This window comes from Halorubrum xinjiangense, from assembly GCF_900102375.1.
Classification (GTDB): Archaea; Halobacteriota; Halobacteria; order Halobacteriales; family Haloferacaceae; genus Halorubrum; species Halorubrum xinjiangense.
Genome location: NZ_FNBO01000001.1, coordinates 21368 through 38396 on the forward strand (window position 1 = coordinate 21368; position 17029 = coordinate 38396).

11 protein-coding genes and 1 tRNA gene are annotated in these 17029 nt (G+C 65.9%); 5 read left to right on the forward strand and 7 right to left on the reverse strand.

Features of this window, described 5'->3' with window-relative positions:
• Positions 1-56: 56 nt before the first annotated feature.
• The 3 genes from F3H13_RS00095 (at position 57) to F3H13_RS00105 (ending at position 2089) form a co-directional block, all read left to right on the forward strand.
• Complete coding sequence (locus F3H13_RS00095) at positions 57-1553, forward strand: zinc metalloprotease (RefSeq protein WP_149797517.1); 1497 nt, start codon at positions 57-59, stop codon at positions 1551-1553.
• Between the two features lie 84 nt (positions 1554-1637).
• Positions 1638-1841, forward strand: coding sequence for a type II toxin-antitoxin system HicB family antitoxin (locus F3H13_RS00100; protein ID WP_092921224.1), 204 nt, complete (start codon positions 1638-1640; stop codon positions 1839-1841).
• Complete coding sequence (locus tag F3H13_RS00105; RefSeq protein WP_149797049.1) at positions 1838-2089, forward strand: type II toxin-antitoxin system HicA family toxin; 252 nt, start codon at positions 1838-1840, stop codon at positions 2087-2089. Before F3H13_RS00100 ends, F3H13_RS00105 begins: the two co-directional genes overlap by 4 nt.
• Positions 2090-2285: 196 nt before the next feature.
• Here F3H13_RS00105 and F3H13_RS00110 read toward each other — a convergent pair.
• Positions 2286-2357 (reverse strand) — tRNA-Ala (locus F3H13_RS00110).
• 82 nt (positions 2358-2439) lie between these two features.
• A complete protein-coding gene (locus tag F3H13_RS00115; protein ID WP_149797050.1) occupies positions 2440-3003 on the reverse strand; it encodes an SRPBCC family protein in 564 nt (187 codons plus the stop codon).
• A 606-nt stretch (positions 3004-3609) separates the two neighbouring features.
• Here F3H13_RS00115 and F3H13_RS00125 point away from each other — a divergent pair.
• Complete coding sequence (locus tag F3H13_RS00125; RefSeq protein WP_149797052.1) at positions 3610-5679, forward strand: ABC transporter ATP-binding protein; 2070 nt, start codon at positions 3610-3612, stop codon at positions 5677-5679.
• 17 nt (positions 5680-5696) lie between these two features.
• Here the strand turns inward: F3H13_RS00125 and gltB are convergent, their stop codons facing one another.
• The 4 genes from gltB to F3H13_RS00140 all read right to left on the reverse strand — a co-directional run bounded on the left by gltB (position 5697) and on the right by F3H13_RS00140 (position 15557).
• Positions 5697-10439, reverse strand: a complete 4743-nt coding sequence (gene gltB, locus F3H13_RS00130; protein ID WP_149797053.1) for a glutamate synthase large subunit — start codon at positions 10437-10439, stop codon at positions 5697-5699.
• Positions 10440-10671: 232 nt separating this feature from the next.
• Positions 10672-10839 (reverse strand): HEWD family protein, encoded by a 168-nt coding sequence (locus F3H13_RS16020; RefSeq protein ID WP_188127963.1) that lies wholly within the window; start codon positions 10837-10839, stop codon positions 10672-10674.
• Between the two features lie 112 nt (positions 10840-10951).
• Positions 10952-12925, reverse strand: coding sequence for a PGF-CTERM sorting domain-containing protein (locus F3H13_RS00135; protein ID WP_149797054.1), 1974 nt, complete (start codon positions 12923-12925; stop codon positions 10952-10954).
• 1966 nt (positions 12926-14891) lie between these two features.
• Positions 14892-15557, reverse strand: a complete 666-nt coding sequence (locus tag F3H13_RS00140) for a DUF6517 family protein (RefSeq protein ID WP_149797055.1) — start codon at positions 15555-15557, stop codon at positions 14892-14894.
• Between the two features lie 140 nt (positions 15558-15697).
• On the opposite strand from F3H13_RS00140, the gene F3H13_RS00145 reads away from it, so the two are divergent.
• Positions 15698-16438, forward strand: coding sequence for a hypothetical protein (locus F3H13_RS00145; protein WP_149797518.1), 741 nt, complete (start codon positions 15698-15700; stop codon positions 16436-16438).
• 27 nt (positions 16439-16465) lie between these two features.
• On the opposite strand, the gene F3H13_RS00150 is transcribed toward F3H13_RS00145, so the two are convergent.
• Positions 16466-16975, reverse strand: coding sequence for a DUF7097 family protein (locus F3H13_RS00150; protein WP_149797056.1), 510 nt, complete (start codon positions 16973-16975; stop codon positions 16466-16468).
• Positions 16976-17029: the final 54 nt, after the last annotated feature.

The following is a 17029-nucleotide window of genomic DNA, read 5'->3' on the forward strand; positions in this document are numbered from 1 at the left end:
GTGACCGGGCGATGAAACGAACGTTATACGTCTCCGCCGTCGAGGGGCGGACGACGATGCCCGACACCCGAGCCGTCGCCGCCGCGGTCCTGCTCGTCGCGCTGGCCGGCTGCGGCGGCATCGGCGGCGACGCGGCGCCCGGCGGCCTCCTCGGCGACGCCTCGCTGTCGATCGAGACCGTCTCCGCGCCGGCGTCGGTGACGCAGGGAGAGGAGGCGACGGTCGCCGCGACCGTTCGACAGAGCGTCGACGCCGACGGGACCGCGCCGCTCTCGGTCGCGATCCGACTCGACGGGCGGACGGTCGCGAGCGAGAACCGCTCCGTGCCGCCCGGCAACGAGACGACGGTGACGGCCGCCCTCGACACCGCGACGCTCGACCCCGGCGAGTACGAGATCGCCGTCTCCGCCGGCGACGTCACCGAGACGCGGACGATCGTCGTCGAGCGCGTCCGTCCGGCGACGTTCGCGGTCGCGGCGCTCGACGCGCCAGAAACCGTCGGCTACGGCGACGACCTCGTCGTCGACGTGACCGTTCGGAACCGCGGCGACCGCGCCGGGACCCGCCCGGTGACGGTGCGGTTCGGCGACGACGAGAACGCGTCGCGGACCCTCGATATCGCTCTCGACGGCGGGGAGTCCGCGACCCGCTCGGTCACGCTCGAAGCCGTCCGAGGGGACGAGGGCGACCACCGGCTCGTCGTCGAGACCCCGAACGAGACCCGCGACCGGACCGTCGCGCTCGATCACCCGAGCCCGTACGGGAAGACGGCGCTCCGGCTGTACGTGGACGACGAGGGGGTCGACCGGAACGTCTCGGACGTCGTCGCGGCCGCGACGAGGTACTGGGAGCGCAACGACGAGCGCTACCTCGGCTACCCGGTCGCGTACGATCGCGTCGGCGAGGAGGACCGCGCCGACGTCATCCTCCGGTTCGACCGCGTGGAGCGCTGCGGCGTGGAGGGCAACGACACGCGGTACTTCGGCTGCGCCGACCTCCTCGTCGACGAGCCGCGGACGCCGATGACCGCGACCGTCGACCCCCGGATCTCCGACGCGGAGATGAACGCGACGATCATCCACGAGCTCGGGCACGTTCAGGGGCTCGAACACGGTGCGGAGCCGGCCGGGCTGATGAGCGCGACGAGCACGCTCGCGACCCACCAGCCGGTGAAGGTCCACCTGCGCGCCGACGACGGCGCGGTCACGGGCCCCGTCGAGGACGAGGTGGCCGCGGCGCTCGACCACTTCGCGGGCCGCGACGACCTTGCCGGGAGCGACGCGTTCGCGTGGGAGTTCGTCGACGAGGCGCGCGACGCGCACATTCAGATCACCTACGACGAGCGCGGCGACGTCTGCTTCGCCGACGGTGGCGGCTCCTGTACGGTCGCGGGCGAGTACTACGGGCAGGAGGACGTGCGACTGGAGTCGTTGGACGACGAGGTGGTCGCGTGGCACGTCGGCGCGTCGCTCGCGCCGGTGCTGTTGGAGGAGGTGCCGCCGGAGCTCACTGGCGAGGCGGAGCGGCGGGAGCGGGAGGCGTGGCCGGAGTGAGAGCGGGCGAGCGAGCCCGTCCGTCCTTCGGCGCAGTCTCGGAGCGACAGAACGCTTATTCCACGGTGACGACTACCATTACCCATGAGTACTGGCCGGGAGATCCGTCTGATCGAAGAGGATGAGGGCGGTTGGTCGGCGATCGACCAGGAGCTGAACGTCGCCAGCCAAGGCGAGACGCGCGAGGAGGCGCTTTCGAACCTCGACGAGGCGGTCGAACTGACGAAGGAAGCCCGCGAGGCGGACACGGACGCGCCAGAACCGGACGCTCCCTGGTTCGAGGAATGAGCGGTCCGCCGCGAAACTTCTCCGGCCGAGAGATAGTCACCGTCCTCACTTCTTTCAATTACCGCAAAGACCGACAGCGCGGAAGCCACGCGATTCTGAAGTACACGAATCCCGACACCGGCGAGGTCCGAACCGTCACCGTCCCGCTACACGACCGGGTGAAGATCGGGACGCTCCAGTCGATCGCAGACCAGTGCGGCGCGGAGGACTTCGACGCGTGGTGTCGCTGGATCGACGAGCATCGCTGACGCGGTCACACGCGAGTTCCTTCTAAGCCGCTCCCCGCCGGTATCGGCGACCTTGTCGACCGCTGCGCCACAAGAGAACGAGGAAATGAGGCGACTGGAGGGTGCTGAATGGACTCGCGGGGGTCCCGCGAGCGAACGGAGTGAGCGAGTGGGACCAAGCGAGGGAACGACTGAACGACCGAAGGGAGTGAAGGAGTGGACTCGCGGGGATTTGAACCCCGGGCCTTCCCCGTGCCAGGGGGATGATCTACCACTGATCTACGAGCCCGCGAACGCATCTTTTCGTTCCCCGCTGGATATATTAAGGCCTTCGACTCAGGGACGCGGTCGGTCCGGAGGCGGATGCGGCGTCAGATTCGGTCTGAATCCACGTACACGTCGAGGTCGACGTCCCGCGTCGAGCCTTCGAGGTCCTGAACGGCGCGCTCGACGACGCGCTCCGCCTCGCTTCGGATCAGCGGGATCGCCTTCTTCAACACCCAGTCGAACGAGACCAGCCGCGGCAGGTCGAGCGCGTCGGAGCTGGCCGAGCCGGGGTCGAACTCGACTTCGAGCGCGACCTCGCAGGGAGCGTCGTCGCTCGGGTCGGCGGTTTCTTCATCGGTCGCTTCGTCGCCCTCGTCGGTCTCGGCCGGCGTCACGCGCCAACACCCGCCGGCGTCGATATCCTTCGTGATCTCCCAGTCGATCCGCTCGGGCGGCTCGACGCCGGTCACCTCCGAGCGGGCGGTGTAGGAGATCTTCCACCACGCGAACGTGAGTGCGTACCGGGTCCCGGGACCGCCGTCGCCGGTGACGGTCCGGACCTCCCGGAGGTACTCGGAGTAGTTCGCGTACCGCGGGAAATCGAGCAGGAACGCGTACACCTCTTCGGGGTCGGCGTACACCTCCGTGCTCACGACGAGTTCGTCCACGTACTGGGGTTCGGGCGGCGCTTATTAAACGAACCGGCGACCAGATCACTCTCGCTGAGACGAGTCGGTCGCCGCTTCAGGCGTCGAGCTATAGCTTTTATAAATGGTTGCTGGTGGATCGGCGGCGAACGCCACCAAAGTCCCAGCCGTTCGCTTATAAATGGCTGATCGCGGATCGGCGGAGAATACCGCCAAAGCCCCAGCCGGGAGGGCGGCGCACGCTCGCTGTCGTTCGAAAGGCGCTTTGCGCCTTTCGTCATGACGAGACGCCGGAGGCGTCTCGAACCACGCGCTTCAGTCGCTCACTCCGTTCGCTCCTTCCAGTGCTTGCGTCGCCTGCGCCGCCCTCCCGGCTGCCCCTTTGAGTCCCGCCCCGCACAGCACCGCAGCCTCACACCTCCCCAGCCTCGCGGCTCCCTCCGCTTCGCTCCGGTCGCCGCGTCCCTCGCGCGTGCTGCTCGGCCGCGGAGCGGCCTCACAGGCACGCGCCACCGCACTCGGTCGGTTCTTTATAAGTGATCCGCGGGGCGGGAGCCGAGATCGTCGGAACCCGGAACGGGCCGCCGAGGCCGCCGGATACATGGGGATCGCCGCGTTGCTACCCGCATGGCCGCTGACGACCGCAACGCCTTCGAAGTGTACCGCGACCGGGTCGACCGACCCCTGGGTCGGCTGTTCCGTGAGTACGGGGCCTCCGAGGCTCACTGGCTCGTGATCGGGATGGTCGCTAACGTCGTCGCCCGCGTCGCGGGGCTGCTCCCGCCGGTCGTCCTCGGCGTCGCAATCGACGCCGTCTTCACCGGCACCGGTCCGTACACGCTTCCGATCGTCCCCGACGCGTTGCTCCCCACCGAAGAGAGCGCGCAGTTCCGGCTCTCGGTGCTGCTCATCTTCGGGTCGTTCATCGTGACGGGCGTGTTCACGTACATCTACGGCATCGCCGCGAACAACTTCGCACACCGCGTGATGCACGCGGTCCGCACCGACTCCTTCGACCAGATGCAGCGGCTCGACATGACCTTCTTCGACGACAAACAGACCGGCGAGGTCATGTCCGTCCTCAACAACGACGCCTCGAACCTGGAGGTCTTCCTCGATAACGCCCTGCAAAACTCCGCCCGTTTGGGCGTGATGGTGGTCGGGATCGCGACCGTCCTCGTCTACTACAACTACGAGCTCGCCGTCGTCACTCTCGCCGCCATCCCGCTTATGTTCCTCTTCACGCTCTGGTTCATGCGAGCCGTGGAGCCGCGGTACGTCGCGCAGCGCTCGGTCGTCGGCGACCTCAACACGGCCCTCGAGAACGCGCTCTCCGGCGTTGAGCTAGTGAAGACCTCGAACACGGAGGCCCACGAGAGCGAGCGCGTTGAGGACGCCTCGTTCTCGTATTTCAAGCGCACGATGTCGATCCTCCGTCTCAACTACGTCTACCGGCCGGGGATGGAGCTGCTCGCCGGGCTGGCGTTCGCCGCCACCTTCGCGGTCGGCGGCTTCTGGCTCGCGAACGGCCCGCCCGGCCCGTTCTCGACTGAGCTGACGGTCGGGACGTTCGTCACCTTCGTCCTCCTCACCCAGCAGTTCGTCGCCCCGCTCGCGGAGGTGTCGAACATCATCGACCAGTACGAGAACGCGAAGGCCTCCTGCGAGCGCGTGTTCGGCCTGCGAGACATCCCGGTCCGTATCGAGGACGACGACGACGCGGTCGAACTCGGCGGCGGGACGCGAAGCGACGGCGGAAGCCAGGGCGACCGCAAAACCGATGAGACCGCCGACCACGGCGGCGTCAGGGGCGCCGTCGAGTACGACGACGTCTCCTTCGCGTACCCCGAGAACGCCCTCGTCGACCCCGAAGACGCCGACGAGGAGGTCCTCCGCGGCGTCTCCTTCACCGCAGACCCGGGCGACACCGTCGCCCTCGTCGGCCCGACCGGCGCCGGGAAGTCGACGCTGCTCAAGCTCCTCCTCCGGCTGTACGACGTCACCGACGGCGCGGTCTCCGTCGACGGCCACGACGTCCGCGACGTGACCGTCGAGAGCCTCCGCTCCGCTGTCGGCTACGTCGCGCAGGACACCACGCTGTTCGACGGCACCATCGCCGAGAACATCCGCTACGGGCGGTTCACCCGGATCGACGATGAGGACGAGGGAGAGGAGATCCGCGAGCGCGTTATCGAGGCCGCGAAGGCCGCGGAGGCCCACGAGTTCATCTCGTCGCTGCCGAACGGCTACGAGACGCGGATCGGCGAGCGCGGCGTGAAGCTCTCCGGCGGCCAGCGCCAGCGGCTCGCCATCGCGCGGGTTGTCCTCCAAGACCCCACGATCTTGATTCTCGACGAGGCGACCTCGGCGGTCGACACGGAGACCGAGATGCTGATCCAACGCTCGCTCGACCGCCTCGCGGCCGACCGGACCACCTTCGTCATCGCGCACCGCCTCTCGACGGTGACCGACGCCGACACCGCGCTCGTGTTGGAGGACGGCGAGGTCGTCGAGCGCGGGACCCACGACGAGCTGCTCGCCGCGGACGGCCTCTACGCGAAGCTCTGGGGTGTTCAGGCCGGCGAGATAGACGAGCTGCCGGAGGAGTTCGTCGAGCGGGCCCGCGAGCGCCACGTTGACCGCGCGGTCGAGCGGGCGACCGCCGAGAGCGAAGTCGAGTCGGAGACGCTCGAGTAGCGGGCTACTCTTTTTATTCAGTCGTCGCCCGAGACCTGCCCGGCCGCGTCGGCGTCGGCGTCCGGCACCGCGGCGGCGGGCGCGGGCGGCTCCTCGCGCACGTCGGCCCCCTTGCCCTCGGCGATGACCTCGGCGTACGCGTCGGGGAAGACGCGGACGAAGTCGCCGAGCGCGGCCTCCCAGTCGTCGAGCAGGTCGGCCGCGCGCTCGCTGTCGGTGTACGCGCGGTGGTTCTCGACGAGCCGCCGGAGCATGCGCTCGTCGGACTCCTCTAGCGTCTCGGAGACGGACACCATCCCGCGGTTCACGCGCTCGTCGAACCGGTCGTCCGGGTCGTACACGTACGCGATGCCGCCGGACATCCCGGCCGCGAAGTTGCGGCCCGTGTCGCCGAGGACGGCGACGACCCCGCCGGTCATGTACTCGCAGCCGTGGTCGCCGACGCCCTCGACGACCGCCCGAACGCCGGAGTTGCGGACGCCGAACCGCTCGCCGGCGACACCGTTGACGTACATCTCGCCTGAGGTGGCGCCGTACAGGCAGACGTTGCCGGCGACGACGTTCTCAGTCGGGTCGTACGCCGCCTCGGCGGGCGTGTCGATCACGATGCGGCCGCCGGAGAGCCCCTTGCCGACGTAGTCGTTGGCGGCGCCCGACAGCTCCAATGTGATCCCCGGCGCGAGGAACGCGCCGAAGCTCTGTCCGGCCTGACCGTCGAACCGGCAGGAGACCGTGTCGTCCGGGAGTCCCTCGCCGCCGTGCTCGGAGACGACGCGGTTCGAGAGCGTCGCGCCGACCGCGCGGTCGACGTTGCGCACGTCGCGGGTGAGCGCGACCGGCGCGCCGTCCTCGATGGCCGGCGCGGCCTCGTCGATGAGATCCCAGTCGAGCAGGTCGTCGATGCCGCCGTGCGCCTGCTCGCGGACCTTCGTGCGGGCCTCGCCCGCGGGCTCGGCGATGACGGCCGAGAGGTCGAGGTGCTTCGCCTTCTCGTGGTCGGTGTCGCGCTGGGCGAGCAGCCCGGGGCGACCGATGAACTCCTCAAGCTCGGTGTAGCCGAGCTCGGCCATGATCTCCCGGAGCTCCTGGGCGATGAACGTCATGTAGTTGATGACGTGGTCGGGCTGACCGGGGAACCGCTGGCGGAGGTCCTCGCGCTGGGTGGCGACGCCGACCGGACAGGTGTTTTCGTGACACTGCCGGGCCATCACGCAGCCCGAGGTGACGAGCGACGCGGTGCCGAAGACGTACTCCTCGGCGCCCAAGGCGGCCGCGACCGCGACGTCGCGGCCGGTCTTGAGCCCGCCGTCCGCGGTGACGCGAATGCGGTCGCGAAGGCCGGTCGCGCGCAGCATCTGGTTCGCCTCCGCGAGCCCCAGCTCCCACGGCAGGCCGGCGTTCTTGATCGATGTCTTCGGCGAGGCGCCGGTGCCGCCGTCGTGGCCGGAGACGTGGACAACGTCGGCGTTCGCCTTCGCGACCCCGGCCGCGATGGTGCCGATCCCGGCCTCCGAGACCAGCTTCACGTTGACATCGGCGTCGGGGCTCCCGGCCTTCAGGTCGAAGATGAGCTGCTTGAGGTCCTCGATCGAGTAGATGTCGTGTTGGGGCGGCGGCGAGATGAGCCCGACGCCGGGGGTCGAACACCGGACGTGCGCGATCATCTCGTTGACCTTCTTCCCGGGGAGGTGGCCGCCCTCGCCGGGCTTCGACCCCTGCGCCATCTTGATCTGGAGCTCATCGGCGTTCGCGAGGTACTCCGAGGTGACGCCGAAGCGCCCGGAGGCGACCTGCTTGACCGTACACTCCTTCTCGGTGTCGAAGCGCTCCGGAAACTCGCCGCCCTCGCCCGTGTTCGACTTCGCGCCGAGCCGGTTCATCGCGATGGCGTTGTTCTCGTGGGCCTCCGGCGAAATGCTCCCGAGGCTCATCGCGGCCGTCGAGAATCGCTCGACGATCGACTCGACCGGCTCGACCTCCTCGACCGGCACCGGGTCGCGGTCGGAGTCGAACGAAAGGAGGCCGCGCAGCGACTGTAGCTCCTCGGTCTGGTCGTTCACCAGCTCGGCGAACTCGCGGTACTGCTCGTAGTCGCCGCCGCGGACCGCCTGCTGGAGCGTGCCGACCGTCTGGGGGTTCCAGCCGTGTTTCACGCCGGACGAGCGGTGCTCGTACTCGCCGATGGTCTCCAGCTCGGGGTCGGCGCCGAACGCCATCGCGTGGCGGGTGCGGAGGTCGTCTTCGATCTGCTCGATCCCGATCCCCTCGGTGCGGATCTCGGTCCCCTCGAAGTACTCGGCGACGAAGTCGGAGTCGAGCCCGACCGCCTCGAAGATCTGGGCGCCCTGGTACGACTCCATCGTCGAGATGCCCATCTTCGCCATCGTCTTCAGGAGGCCGTCCTCCAGCGCGTGCCGGTACGCCGCGAGCGCCTCGTCCTCGGCGGCGCCGTCCGGGCCGGCGACCACGTCGGCGATGGAGGCGTACGCGAGGTACGGGTCGATCGCGTCCGCGCCGTAGCCGACGAGCGTCGCGATGTGGTGGACCTCGTGGGGCTCGCCCGACTCGACGACGACGCCAGCGCGATTGCGCAGCCCCTTGCGGACGAGGTGGTGGTGGACCGCGCCGGTCGCGAGCAGGCTCGGCACCGCGAGGCGGTCCGGGCCCACGTTACGGTCGGAGAGGACGACCACGTCGGCGCCGTCCTCGATGGCGGCCGCGGCGTCCTCGCGAACGCGGCTCACGGCGTCGACGAGCGAGCCGTCGCGGTCGTAGGTGACGTCGACGGTGACGGCGGTGAACGAGGGACCGTCGGCCGCGTCCCCGTCGCCCGGCGTCCGCTCGCCCGGTCCCGGCAGGTCGCGGAGCGCGGTCGTCTCGGCGTCCGTCAGGACCGGCGTGTCGGCGACGATCTGCTCGGCGTGTTCGGGCGTCTCCGCGAGGAGATTGCGCTGGTTCCCGATCCGGGTCTCCAGCGAGGTGACGAGCTCCTCGCGGATGTAGTCGATCGGCGGGTTCGACACCTGCGCGAACAGCTGCTTGAAGTAGGTGAAGAGGGGGCGGTCGACGTCGGCGAGGACCGAGAGCGGCGTGTCGTCGCCCATCGATCCGACCGGGTCCTTCCCCTCCTTCGCCATCGGCTCGACGAGGTGGTTCAGCGAGTCGGTCGTGTACCCGAACGCGGCCTGGTGAGCGCGGACGGTCGGTTCCGTCTCGTCCGCCTCGGCCGCCTCCGCACCCTCGCCGTCTGCCTCGCTCGCCTCCGCAGCCTCACCGTCCGCCTCGTCGATCGAGTCGCCGTCGATCCCGGCCGCGACGCCGTCCTCATCGGTGAGGTCGGCGAGGTCGACCTGTCCGCGGTCGACCCATTCGCCGTACTTCTCGTCGGTGAGCTCCTCGAACACCTCGTCGTCGGGGACGATCCGGCCCGCCTCGGGGTCCGCGACGAAGATCTCGCCGGGCTGGAGCCGACCGCGGCGGCGCACGTCGGCGGGTTCGGTCGGGAGCGCGCCCACCTCGCTGCCGACCACGAGGCGGTCGTCGGTCGTCACCTCGTAGCGACAGGGGCGGAGGCCGTTGCGGTCTAAGACGCCGGCGACGCGCTCGCCGTCGAAACCGATGACGAGCGCGGGGCCGTCCCACGGCTCGACGAGCGACGCGTGGTAGTCGTAGAACTCGGCGCGGTCGTCGTCCATCAGGTCGTCGCCGCGGAACGCCTCCGGGATCAGCATCCGGAGCGCGTGCGGGAGGTCGCGGTCGGTCTGGAGGAGGAGTTCGAGCGCGTTGTCGACGCTCGCGGTGTCGGACTGGTTCGGGTCGTCGATCACCGGTTTGATCGTGTCGAGCTCGGCCCCGAACGCCGGGTGGTCGAGGTCGTTCTCGCGGGCCCGCATCCAGTTGACGTTGCCGCGGATCGTGTTGAACTCGCCGTTGTGGACGATGTTGCGGTACGGGTGCGCGAGGTGCCACGCGCCGAGCGTGTTCGTCGAGAAGCGCGCGTGGACCAAGGCGACGTGGCTCGCGAAGCGCTCGTCGGTCAGGTCCGGGTAGTAGTCCGCGAGCTGCGAGCCCTTCAGCAGGCCCTTGTAGACGACGCGCTGGCGGTCGAGCGAGCAGACGTAGAAGCGGCCGGCGCCGTCGACTTCCGACACCGCGTTCTCGATCTCGCGGCGGGCGGCGTACAGCGCGCGGTCGAACCCGAGCAGGTCGGGATTGGCGTCGTCCGGGCGGTTCTCCTCGCTGGTGAACCGCTGGGCGAGCCCCGCGCCCTCGACGGGGGCGACGAACACCTGTGACACCTCCGGCTCCGATTCGAGCGCCGTCGCCCCGAGGTCGGCGTTGTCGGTCGGGACGGAGCGCCACGCGAGCACCTCCAACCCGTAGACGGCGCACACCTCAGCGATGACGTCGTGGATCTCCGCCTGGACGCCCGGTTCCGGCGGCATGAACACGGAGCCGACCGCGTACTCCTCGGGGAGGTCGGCGTCGACGACCTCGCGGAAGAACGCGTCCGGACGCGCGACCATGATCCCGGCGCCGTCACCGGTGTTCTCCTCGGCGCCCGTCGTGCCGCGGTGTTCGAGGTTTTCGAGCAGTTCGACCGCGTCCGCGACGGCCTCGTGCGATGGTGCGCCGTCGAGGTCGACGACGCCTCCGATACCGCAGTTCGACCGGTCGTCCGTCTGTGCCGCGAGTCCCCCCTCCTGACCCGAGGGCTCCGAGTCGCGTACGCCCCGGGTGGTACTACGTGACTTGGTCATACACTCGCATACGAGTGAACACTTAAAGGTATGACCCTGATAGGGGTAGGATCCATCGTACACACATTAGGGTATATAAGGTAATTATTCATCACGGGTGGTGACCAGATCACACACCAGCGGATCGATCAGAAGTCACGCGATTTCGAGCGATAGAACGACAGAATCAAGAATTTTCTACTGTGAACGTCTCGCATACTCGGATAAGAGTGTCGGAACGTCCAATAAGCGGCTACTCTTCGAGGGGGACAAACGAGCCGTTGATGTCCCACTCGTGGATACAGTAGACGTTGCCGGGTTCGTCCGCGATCCGCCACCCCTCGGCCTCGGTGTCCCACCGCTCATCGCGACCGCACAGTTCGCACGTGCGCTCTTTCGGCGGTGTGATGGTCACGCTCATACGCGAACGAACGGCGTCGGCGAGCAAAAGGATACCGGCGAGCGGCGACGCCGACCGACCGCAGGAACCCGATCCGACGACGCGCACCCGGACCGTTCGCGCCGTCGCACGCTCACGATCCGGGTCCACGGCGCCGAGCGAGCAGCGAGGCGGCCCCGACCGCCGCGAGCGACGCGAGGGGGCCGAATCCGGGGAGGTCGTACGCCGTCGATCGGATCGGCGCGTCGTCGTACCCGAGGTCACTCGCGTCGGTCTCGTCCGCGGACCGACCGCTCGGCGCGGACGAATCGCCCGGCGCCGACGAATCGCCCGATTCGGAGATATCTGATGAATCCGTCGACTCGTCCGATGGTGTATCCGACGGCGCGTCGTTGCGTTCGCCTCCGGCGTCGTCAGGCTGCGCGCCGACCGACCGAGACTCCCCGCCTGCGGGGCCCTCCGCGCCGCGCTCGGGCCGACCGGCGTCGAACAGCCCCGACGGCCCCGCAGACCGCGGTATCTCGGACGTACCGGGAGCGATGGAGATCCCCACCCCGGGACGCGGCCCCGAGCGGTTCGCGTCCGACTCGGACGACCCTCCGGCCGAACTCGGCCCGCCAGCGCCGGCCGCGGTGCCACCACCGGTCGAGTCGGGAGAATCGGCGGCGCTGCCGGACCCAGCGGAGCCGCCGGTCGAACCACTGCCTCCAGCCGAACCACTGCCTCCAGCCGAACCACTGCCTCCAGCCGAACTACTGCCTCCAGCCGAACCACTGCCTCCAGCCGAACCACTGCCTCCAGCCGAACCACTGCTGTCGCCGGCCGAACTGCTGCCGCCGGCCGAACCACTCCCGTTGGTCGTGCCGGATTCTGACGGGCCACCGTCGGTTGGTGCCCCGGACGAGTTGGACATCTCGGCGTCGGCGGACTGGTCCGTATCAGTCGTGTTGCTGTCGGCAGTCGACGTCTCCGAGTCGGCGGACTGGTCCGTATCAGTCGTGTTGCTGTCGGCAGTCGACGTCTCCGAGTCGGCGGACTCGTCCGTATCAGTCGTGTTACTGTCGGCAGTCGATATCTCGGTGTCGGCGGACTCGTTCTTCTTAGTCGTGTCGCTGTCGGCAGTCGACGTCTCGGACTCGATAGACTTGTTCGTCTCAGTCGTGTTGCTGTCGGCAGTCGACGTCTCGGACTCGATAGACTTGTTCGTTTCAGTCGTGTTGCTGTCAGCAGTCGACGTTTCGGAGTCGGCGGACTCGTTCGTATCAGTCGTGTTGCCGTCGGCAGTCGACGTCTCGGTCGCCCCGTCGGCCATCTCGTTTTCCGTGGCCTCGTCGGTCGAGTTCGGTGCGGCGTAGGCCAGTTCAGCCGTCACGCGGTGGCGGCTGTCCGCCGCGGTCCGGCGCAGTCGGTCGTCGTCGACGCGAAACGCGGCCGCGAACGTCTCGCCGGGATCGGGTGCCGTCTCGGTGCCGAACGCGCGCTCGCCGTCGGCGACGAGGTACAGCCCCTCGCGGTCGAGGTGGACCGCGGACTCGTTCGGCGTCGTCCCGAGCGCGTCGCCGTCGACGGTCTCGTTGTCGTCGCTGGTCTCCGCCGGCGCGACCCCGAACGAGAAGCCGTCGAGTCGGTCGAGATCCGCGCCGCGGTCCAGCGAGGCGTTCGCGGTCGCCGGGAGACCGGTCAGTCCGGTCGCGTTCACGGCGTACACGACGGTGTCGTTCGCGGTGGCGTTCGGTTCGGGCGTGAGCGTGCCGTCGTCGATCGCCTCCCGGATCGCGGTCGCGTTTTCGAACCCGTCCGGGGAGACCTCGCGCGTCGTGTACGCGGTCAGGTTGTTCGTCGAACGGGGGCCTACGGTGACCGTGGCGGTGTCGTTCGCGATTTCGGTGCCGTGTTCCGACCGCAGCGTGAGGTCGTACGTCCCGGGCGAGAGCGGACCGGTAGATCCCGTGACCGATTCGACGCTGACACCGCTCCCGGTCGCGGCGAACTCCGACGGGGAACCCGGTGACGCGTAGGTGTTGAGTGTGACGGGGCTAGGGCCTCTCTCGCTGGTGTTCAGTTCGAGTGTGGTGGTGGTGTTACTAGTCGTATTGGTAAGTGTCAAGTTCAAGTATGGAACACTATGGAAGACCGACGTTCGAATGTAATTCCCGTAAACAGACCGATTTGGGGTGTGATTTAATTCTATTCCCTTCTCGCCCTTACCAATGATGTTGAAATTTTCTGAGTTTCTTTTTGATGAGTGAACGTAATATGTACCAGAGGAGAGCCTAGATGTGTTGTATCCGACTTTGGATGAATTATTTATTCTAGTTCCCACAGAGACGACACGAGCTTCGTTTTCATCGACTACTTTGTGTAGTTCGATAGAATTTTCTTTTAATGATGAATTGATATAAATATGTTGTCCAGAATATACCGGCTTATTTAGTGAACGATTATAATTGATTTGGATATCAGTACCTAAATGAGATTTATTCGTGTTGAATGGTTCTTCTATTGAAATTATTCCAGCATCCGCAACACCGTCAGAGACGAACTGGTTATTTAGATCCGAGTTCCGGAGCAACTCGAAGTTTTGAGGAGAGATTTGGTCGCCAGTCTCGTGGCCGCGTGAAAGTTGAATTGCCGCAGCATAGCGGTTGCTGTGGTAAATTCCTGATTTATTGTTGGGAGTATTGAAATAAAGGGCAACATTATCATTCCATCCAGTCAGGACCCTAGAGTTAGCAATAGTTACATTTTGTAACATATACCCGGTTGAGTTGACTGGGTGTAACGAAACAAAAAATGGCGTTTCGTCTTGAATAGTGTCTTTGACTGTAGCGCTAGAAACTATGATTTTGTCTGTCTGTGGAGACTCATACGAGCGATTTTTGAGATTAACCTTCGCATTGAGTATCCGCCCTGTATCCCTTGATAAAGCAGACTGTGCTACGTTGTGGGATAAACTATCCCGGATCTCGTAGTCAGCATCTCCAAGCGTAGAATTAGCAATAAGAAATGCCTTCACATCACCACCAGGATAGGATGTATCAACAGAAACCGTTCGTCTTGTTCTAAGAACATTTTCAGGAAGAGGCCGAATTCCAATGATTTCATTCTCATCCCCGCGAGCAATGAACAACGTTGAATTTACGTTTCCACTGACATTGTCGATCGTTATTCCAGTGGTTGTTCGACCACTCCGATGGAGTTGAGGGGAAGCGGTGGCCTGATCATGAACCTCAATAGAGCCGTCAATTATTTTGAATGGATCCGAATTTGTTTCGTTAATATTTTCTGGAGGATTCTCGCTGCCAGTATTGTAAACACTAATATTATACGTTAAGTTCTCCGATTTTTGGGCTGTACTTGTATTAATACCGGATATTCTAGCAGAATCGATCTGTACGGAGCGGCTGGAACTATCTGGACGAATAGTGGCTCTTAGGATTATCCTATCTTCTGATCTTAATCGTGTTGTGTTGGTTATAGATCCACGTTGAATGCTTTCGATCGAAAATGAGGCAGAAGATGTGTTAACATTCTTTGACTTAAGACTAGTTAGATTTATACGTAAATTGAATTCATCGTTGACATGCGTCTGATTTGTAACTATTATCTCTATATTGCTAATATTCTGCTCAGATTGACCAATCCGAATAGATTCTGCGTCACCAGTCTCATTTAGAATAGGAGTGTCGTCAGAGGTTTGGGCTGCGACGGTGCCTGTACCCGGCAATAACACAACAGCACCGATCATCAAACAGACGACGATACCGATTGACAGCCAACGGAGCGATCGCGTCCGGATCATAGCGAACGAGCCGCGGATGCCAGAGCGATCGCTCCCGGGGTCACACGGCGTCGGTCATCGACCCGTTACCCACGAAGCGGCTCTTGTCACACCGCGGGATCTCTCACTCGGGCCGATCGATTATAAGTGTGTTACGGACGTGAAAGCTTCCGCTCAGAGAAATAATCGCATGACTGCGGCGTCAAATATTCGGATAATCGGCTACGCTTGCGAGAACAAGTTTGAAATCCGAAAGGAACTGACCGACGAAGAGGGAACTCGCTGAGCCGAGTCAGTGCTCGACCGCTTCCATCATCGAGAGCAGCTGGTCGGACTGGTCGATCTGGACGGGGTGGATACCGACGAGCGCGATCACGTCGTCGTCGTGCTCAACGGTCACGAGATAGAGGACGACGGGCACGTCCTCGACGGATTCGCTCGAGTTGCCGCCCCCCTCGACGTCGGCGCTGATTGTCGTCTCGAAGATCGAGACGGTGGTCTCCTCGCCGAGGACCGTCCGGGTCTCCTCGCCGCGCGACTCGATGTCGTCCGTTTCGATGTCGGCGTTCCCGCCCCCGACGTCTTGCTGGTTGATCTGGTTGAGGAGCCGCCGGATGAGGTCCGCGCCCTCGACCCTAACGAGAGGGTTGACCGACTGTCCGGCGACCGACGCGTTCGGCGTGCTCGCCACGAACAGTGCCGATTGCGTTTCCGAGTTGACGTACCGGGCGACCCACGTCGTGGCCGTCACCTCCGCGTTCACGCCCGTGGCGTTGAACTCCCGGTCGACGGTGTACGACTCCGGATCTTCGCCGGAGTACGCGGCGTCCGCGTACGCGCTCTCGGGGACGCGTGCGGGGTCCGCGTTGAACTCGTAGCTCCCGTCCTGGCCGGCGCACCCGGCGACCGCGACGGACGTTGACGCGGCGATCGCCGCGAGCAGCTCTCGTCGGTTCATGTGTCGTGCTAGGTCTGTACAGTTCTTTAAGCCTATCGACGCGTCTATCGGTCGCGAGAACCCCGCAGTCGAAGGCACAAAGTTCACGTCGGGGCGCGCGCGACGTGAGGCAAATGGAACGTCGAGGGCAAACCGGGCTGGTGGAAGCGCTCTTCTTAGACGTGGTTCGCCTCCACGAGACGTGGATGGAGATCGTCTTCCCGCGACAGCTCGATCCGAGCGCCGTCCTAGGGAAGTGGAAGCCCGAGACGACCGTCCAGTCGGTCGGGTACTACCTCTGGGCGGTGCTGGGCGCGCCGCTCGTCGCGGTCGCGTACCCGCTGCTGCTCGTCGGGTTCGCCACGCGCTACTACGCCGCGAAGCTCGACTCGGCGGTCACGCGCATCGGCGTCGCCGGCGCCGTGGTCGTCGCCGCGGTCGTCTGGGGGACGCTGACGGTGATCACGCACCTCCAGCTCCCGTTCGACGCCGTGATCGCGGTGGGCGCCGCCAGCGCGGTGGCGGTCGTCTCCGCCGCCCTCGCCGCCGGCTTCTCGAAGGTCGGCGGGCGGTTCGTCAGCGTGCTGCTCGCGTACCCGTTCGCGATGACGGCGCTGTTTTTACCGCCGGTCGTCGCCGCGCTCGTCACGCCGACGCTGGAGGAGCTAATCCTCCCGCCGAGCTACGAGCTCGCGCGGTGGATCCTCGACACGTTCCTCTCGGTGGGCGGGATAAACGAGACGCTCCGCGGCGCGTTCAATCTGGAGACGTTCGGCGAGCAGTGGGGGCTCCCCGGACTCGGCTACGTCCTGATGTGGATCGGCATCTCGGTGCCGCTCGGTTGGTTCCTCGGGCTGCTCGTCGCGCTGGCGAACCTGATCCGGCCGGCGCCAGACGCCTGAATCGTCGACTCACTCCTCTGAGTCGTACTACTTCTTGCGGTCGTACCGCTCGCTCGCCGTTTCGAACGCGGACGCCGAGCGTTCCGTCTCTCGCCGCCGCTCGCGTTCGGCGACCGCCTCGGGGTCCGGGCTCGCGTCGTCATCGATCCGGGCGATCGACTTGTGGACCTTGGCGTGACACCAGCGACACAGCCCGACCGTGATCTCGTGGGCGTCATCGCCGCCGTACGAGAGATGGTGTTCTTCCACGAGCGGGCGGGACTCGTCGTGCGCCAGTCGCACGTTATCCAGTCCGCACCGAACGCAGGTCTTCGCGTCAGTCGTCGAGCGGTAGTGCGGGCAGGCGCGCCACTCGCCGTCGGCGCCGACGTGACAGTCGTAGCCGTCGGCGCGCCGGTCGGCCGAGAACGCCGGGTCGTCGCCCGCCCGGGTCAGCGCGAAGCGGCACCGGCCGTCGTCGGTGAGGTGGTCGCAGACGCCGGCGACCGCGTACGGGTCGTCGACGCCGACGGGAGTCCCGTCGGGGGTGCGCTCCATATCGGGCGGTGGGGGCGGACTCACTTCAATTCGGTCGCTCGAGGAGGAAGAGCG

What these genes read in the sequence shown, in the direction of transcription:
- F3H13_RS00095 (WP_149797517.1), top strand. Translation starts at nt 57, where the DNA reads ATGCCCGACACCCGAGCCGTCGCCGCCGCGGTCCTGCTCGTCGCGCTG.
- F3H13_RS00105 (WP_149797049.1), top strand. Translation starts at nt 1,838, where the DNA reads ATGAGCGGTCCGCCGCGAAACTTCTCCGGCCGAGAGATAGTCACCGTC.
- gltB (WP_149797053.1), bottom strand. Translation starts at nt 10,439, where the DNA reads ATGACCAAGTCACGTAGTACCACCCGGGGCGTACGCGACTCGGAGCCC.
- F3H13_RS16020 (WP_188127963.1), bottom strand. Translation starts at nt 10,839, where the DNA reads ATGAGCGTGACCATCACACCGCCGAAAGAGCGCACGTGCGAACTGTGC.
- F3H13_RS00125 (WP_149797052.1), top strand. Translation starts at nt 3,610, where the DNA reads ATGGCCGCTGACGACCGCAACGCCTTCGAAGTGTACCGCGACCGGGTC.
- F3H13_RS00150 (WP_149797056.1), bottom strand. Translation starts at nt 16,975, where the DNA reads ATGGAGCGCACCCCCGACGGGACTCCCGTCGGCGTCGACGACCCGTAC.
- F3H13_RS00100 (WP_092921224.1), top strand. Translation starts at nt 1,638, where the DNA reads ATGAGTACTGGCCGGGAGATCCGTCTGATCGAAGAGGATGAGGGCGGT.
- F3H13_RS00140 (WP_149797055.1), bottom strand. Translation starts at nt 15,557, where the DNA reads ATGAACCGACGAGAGCTGCTCGCGGCGATCGCCGCGTCAACGTCCGTC.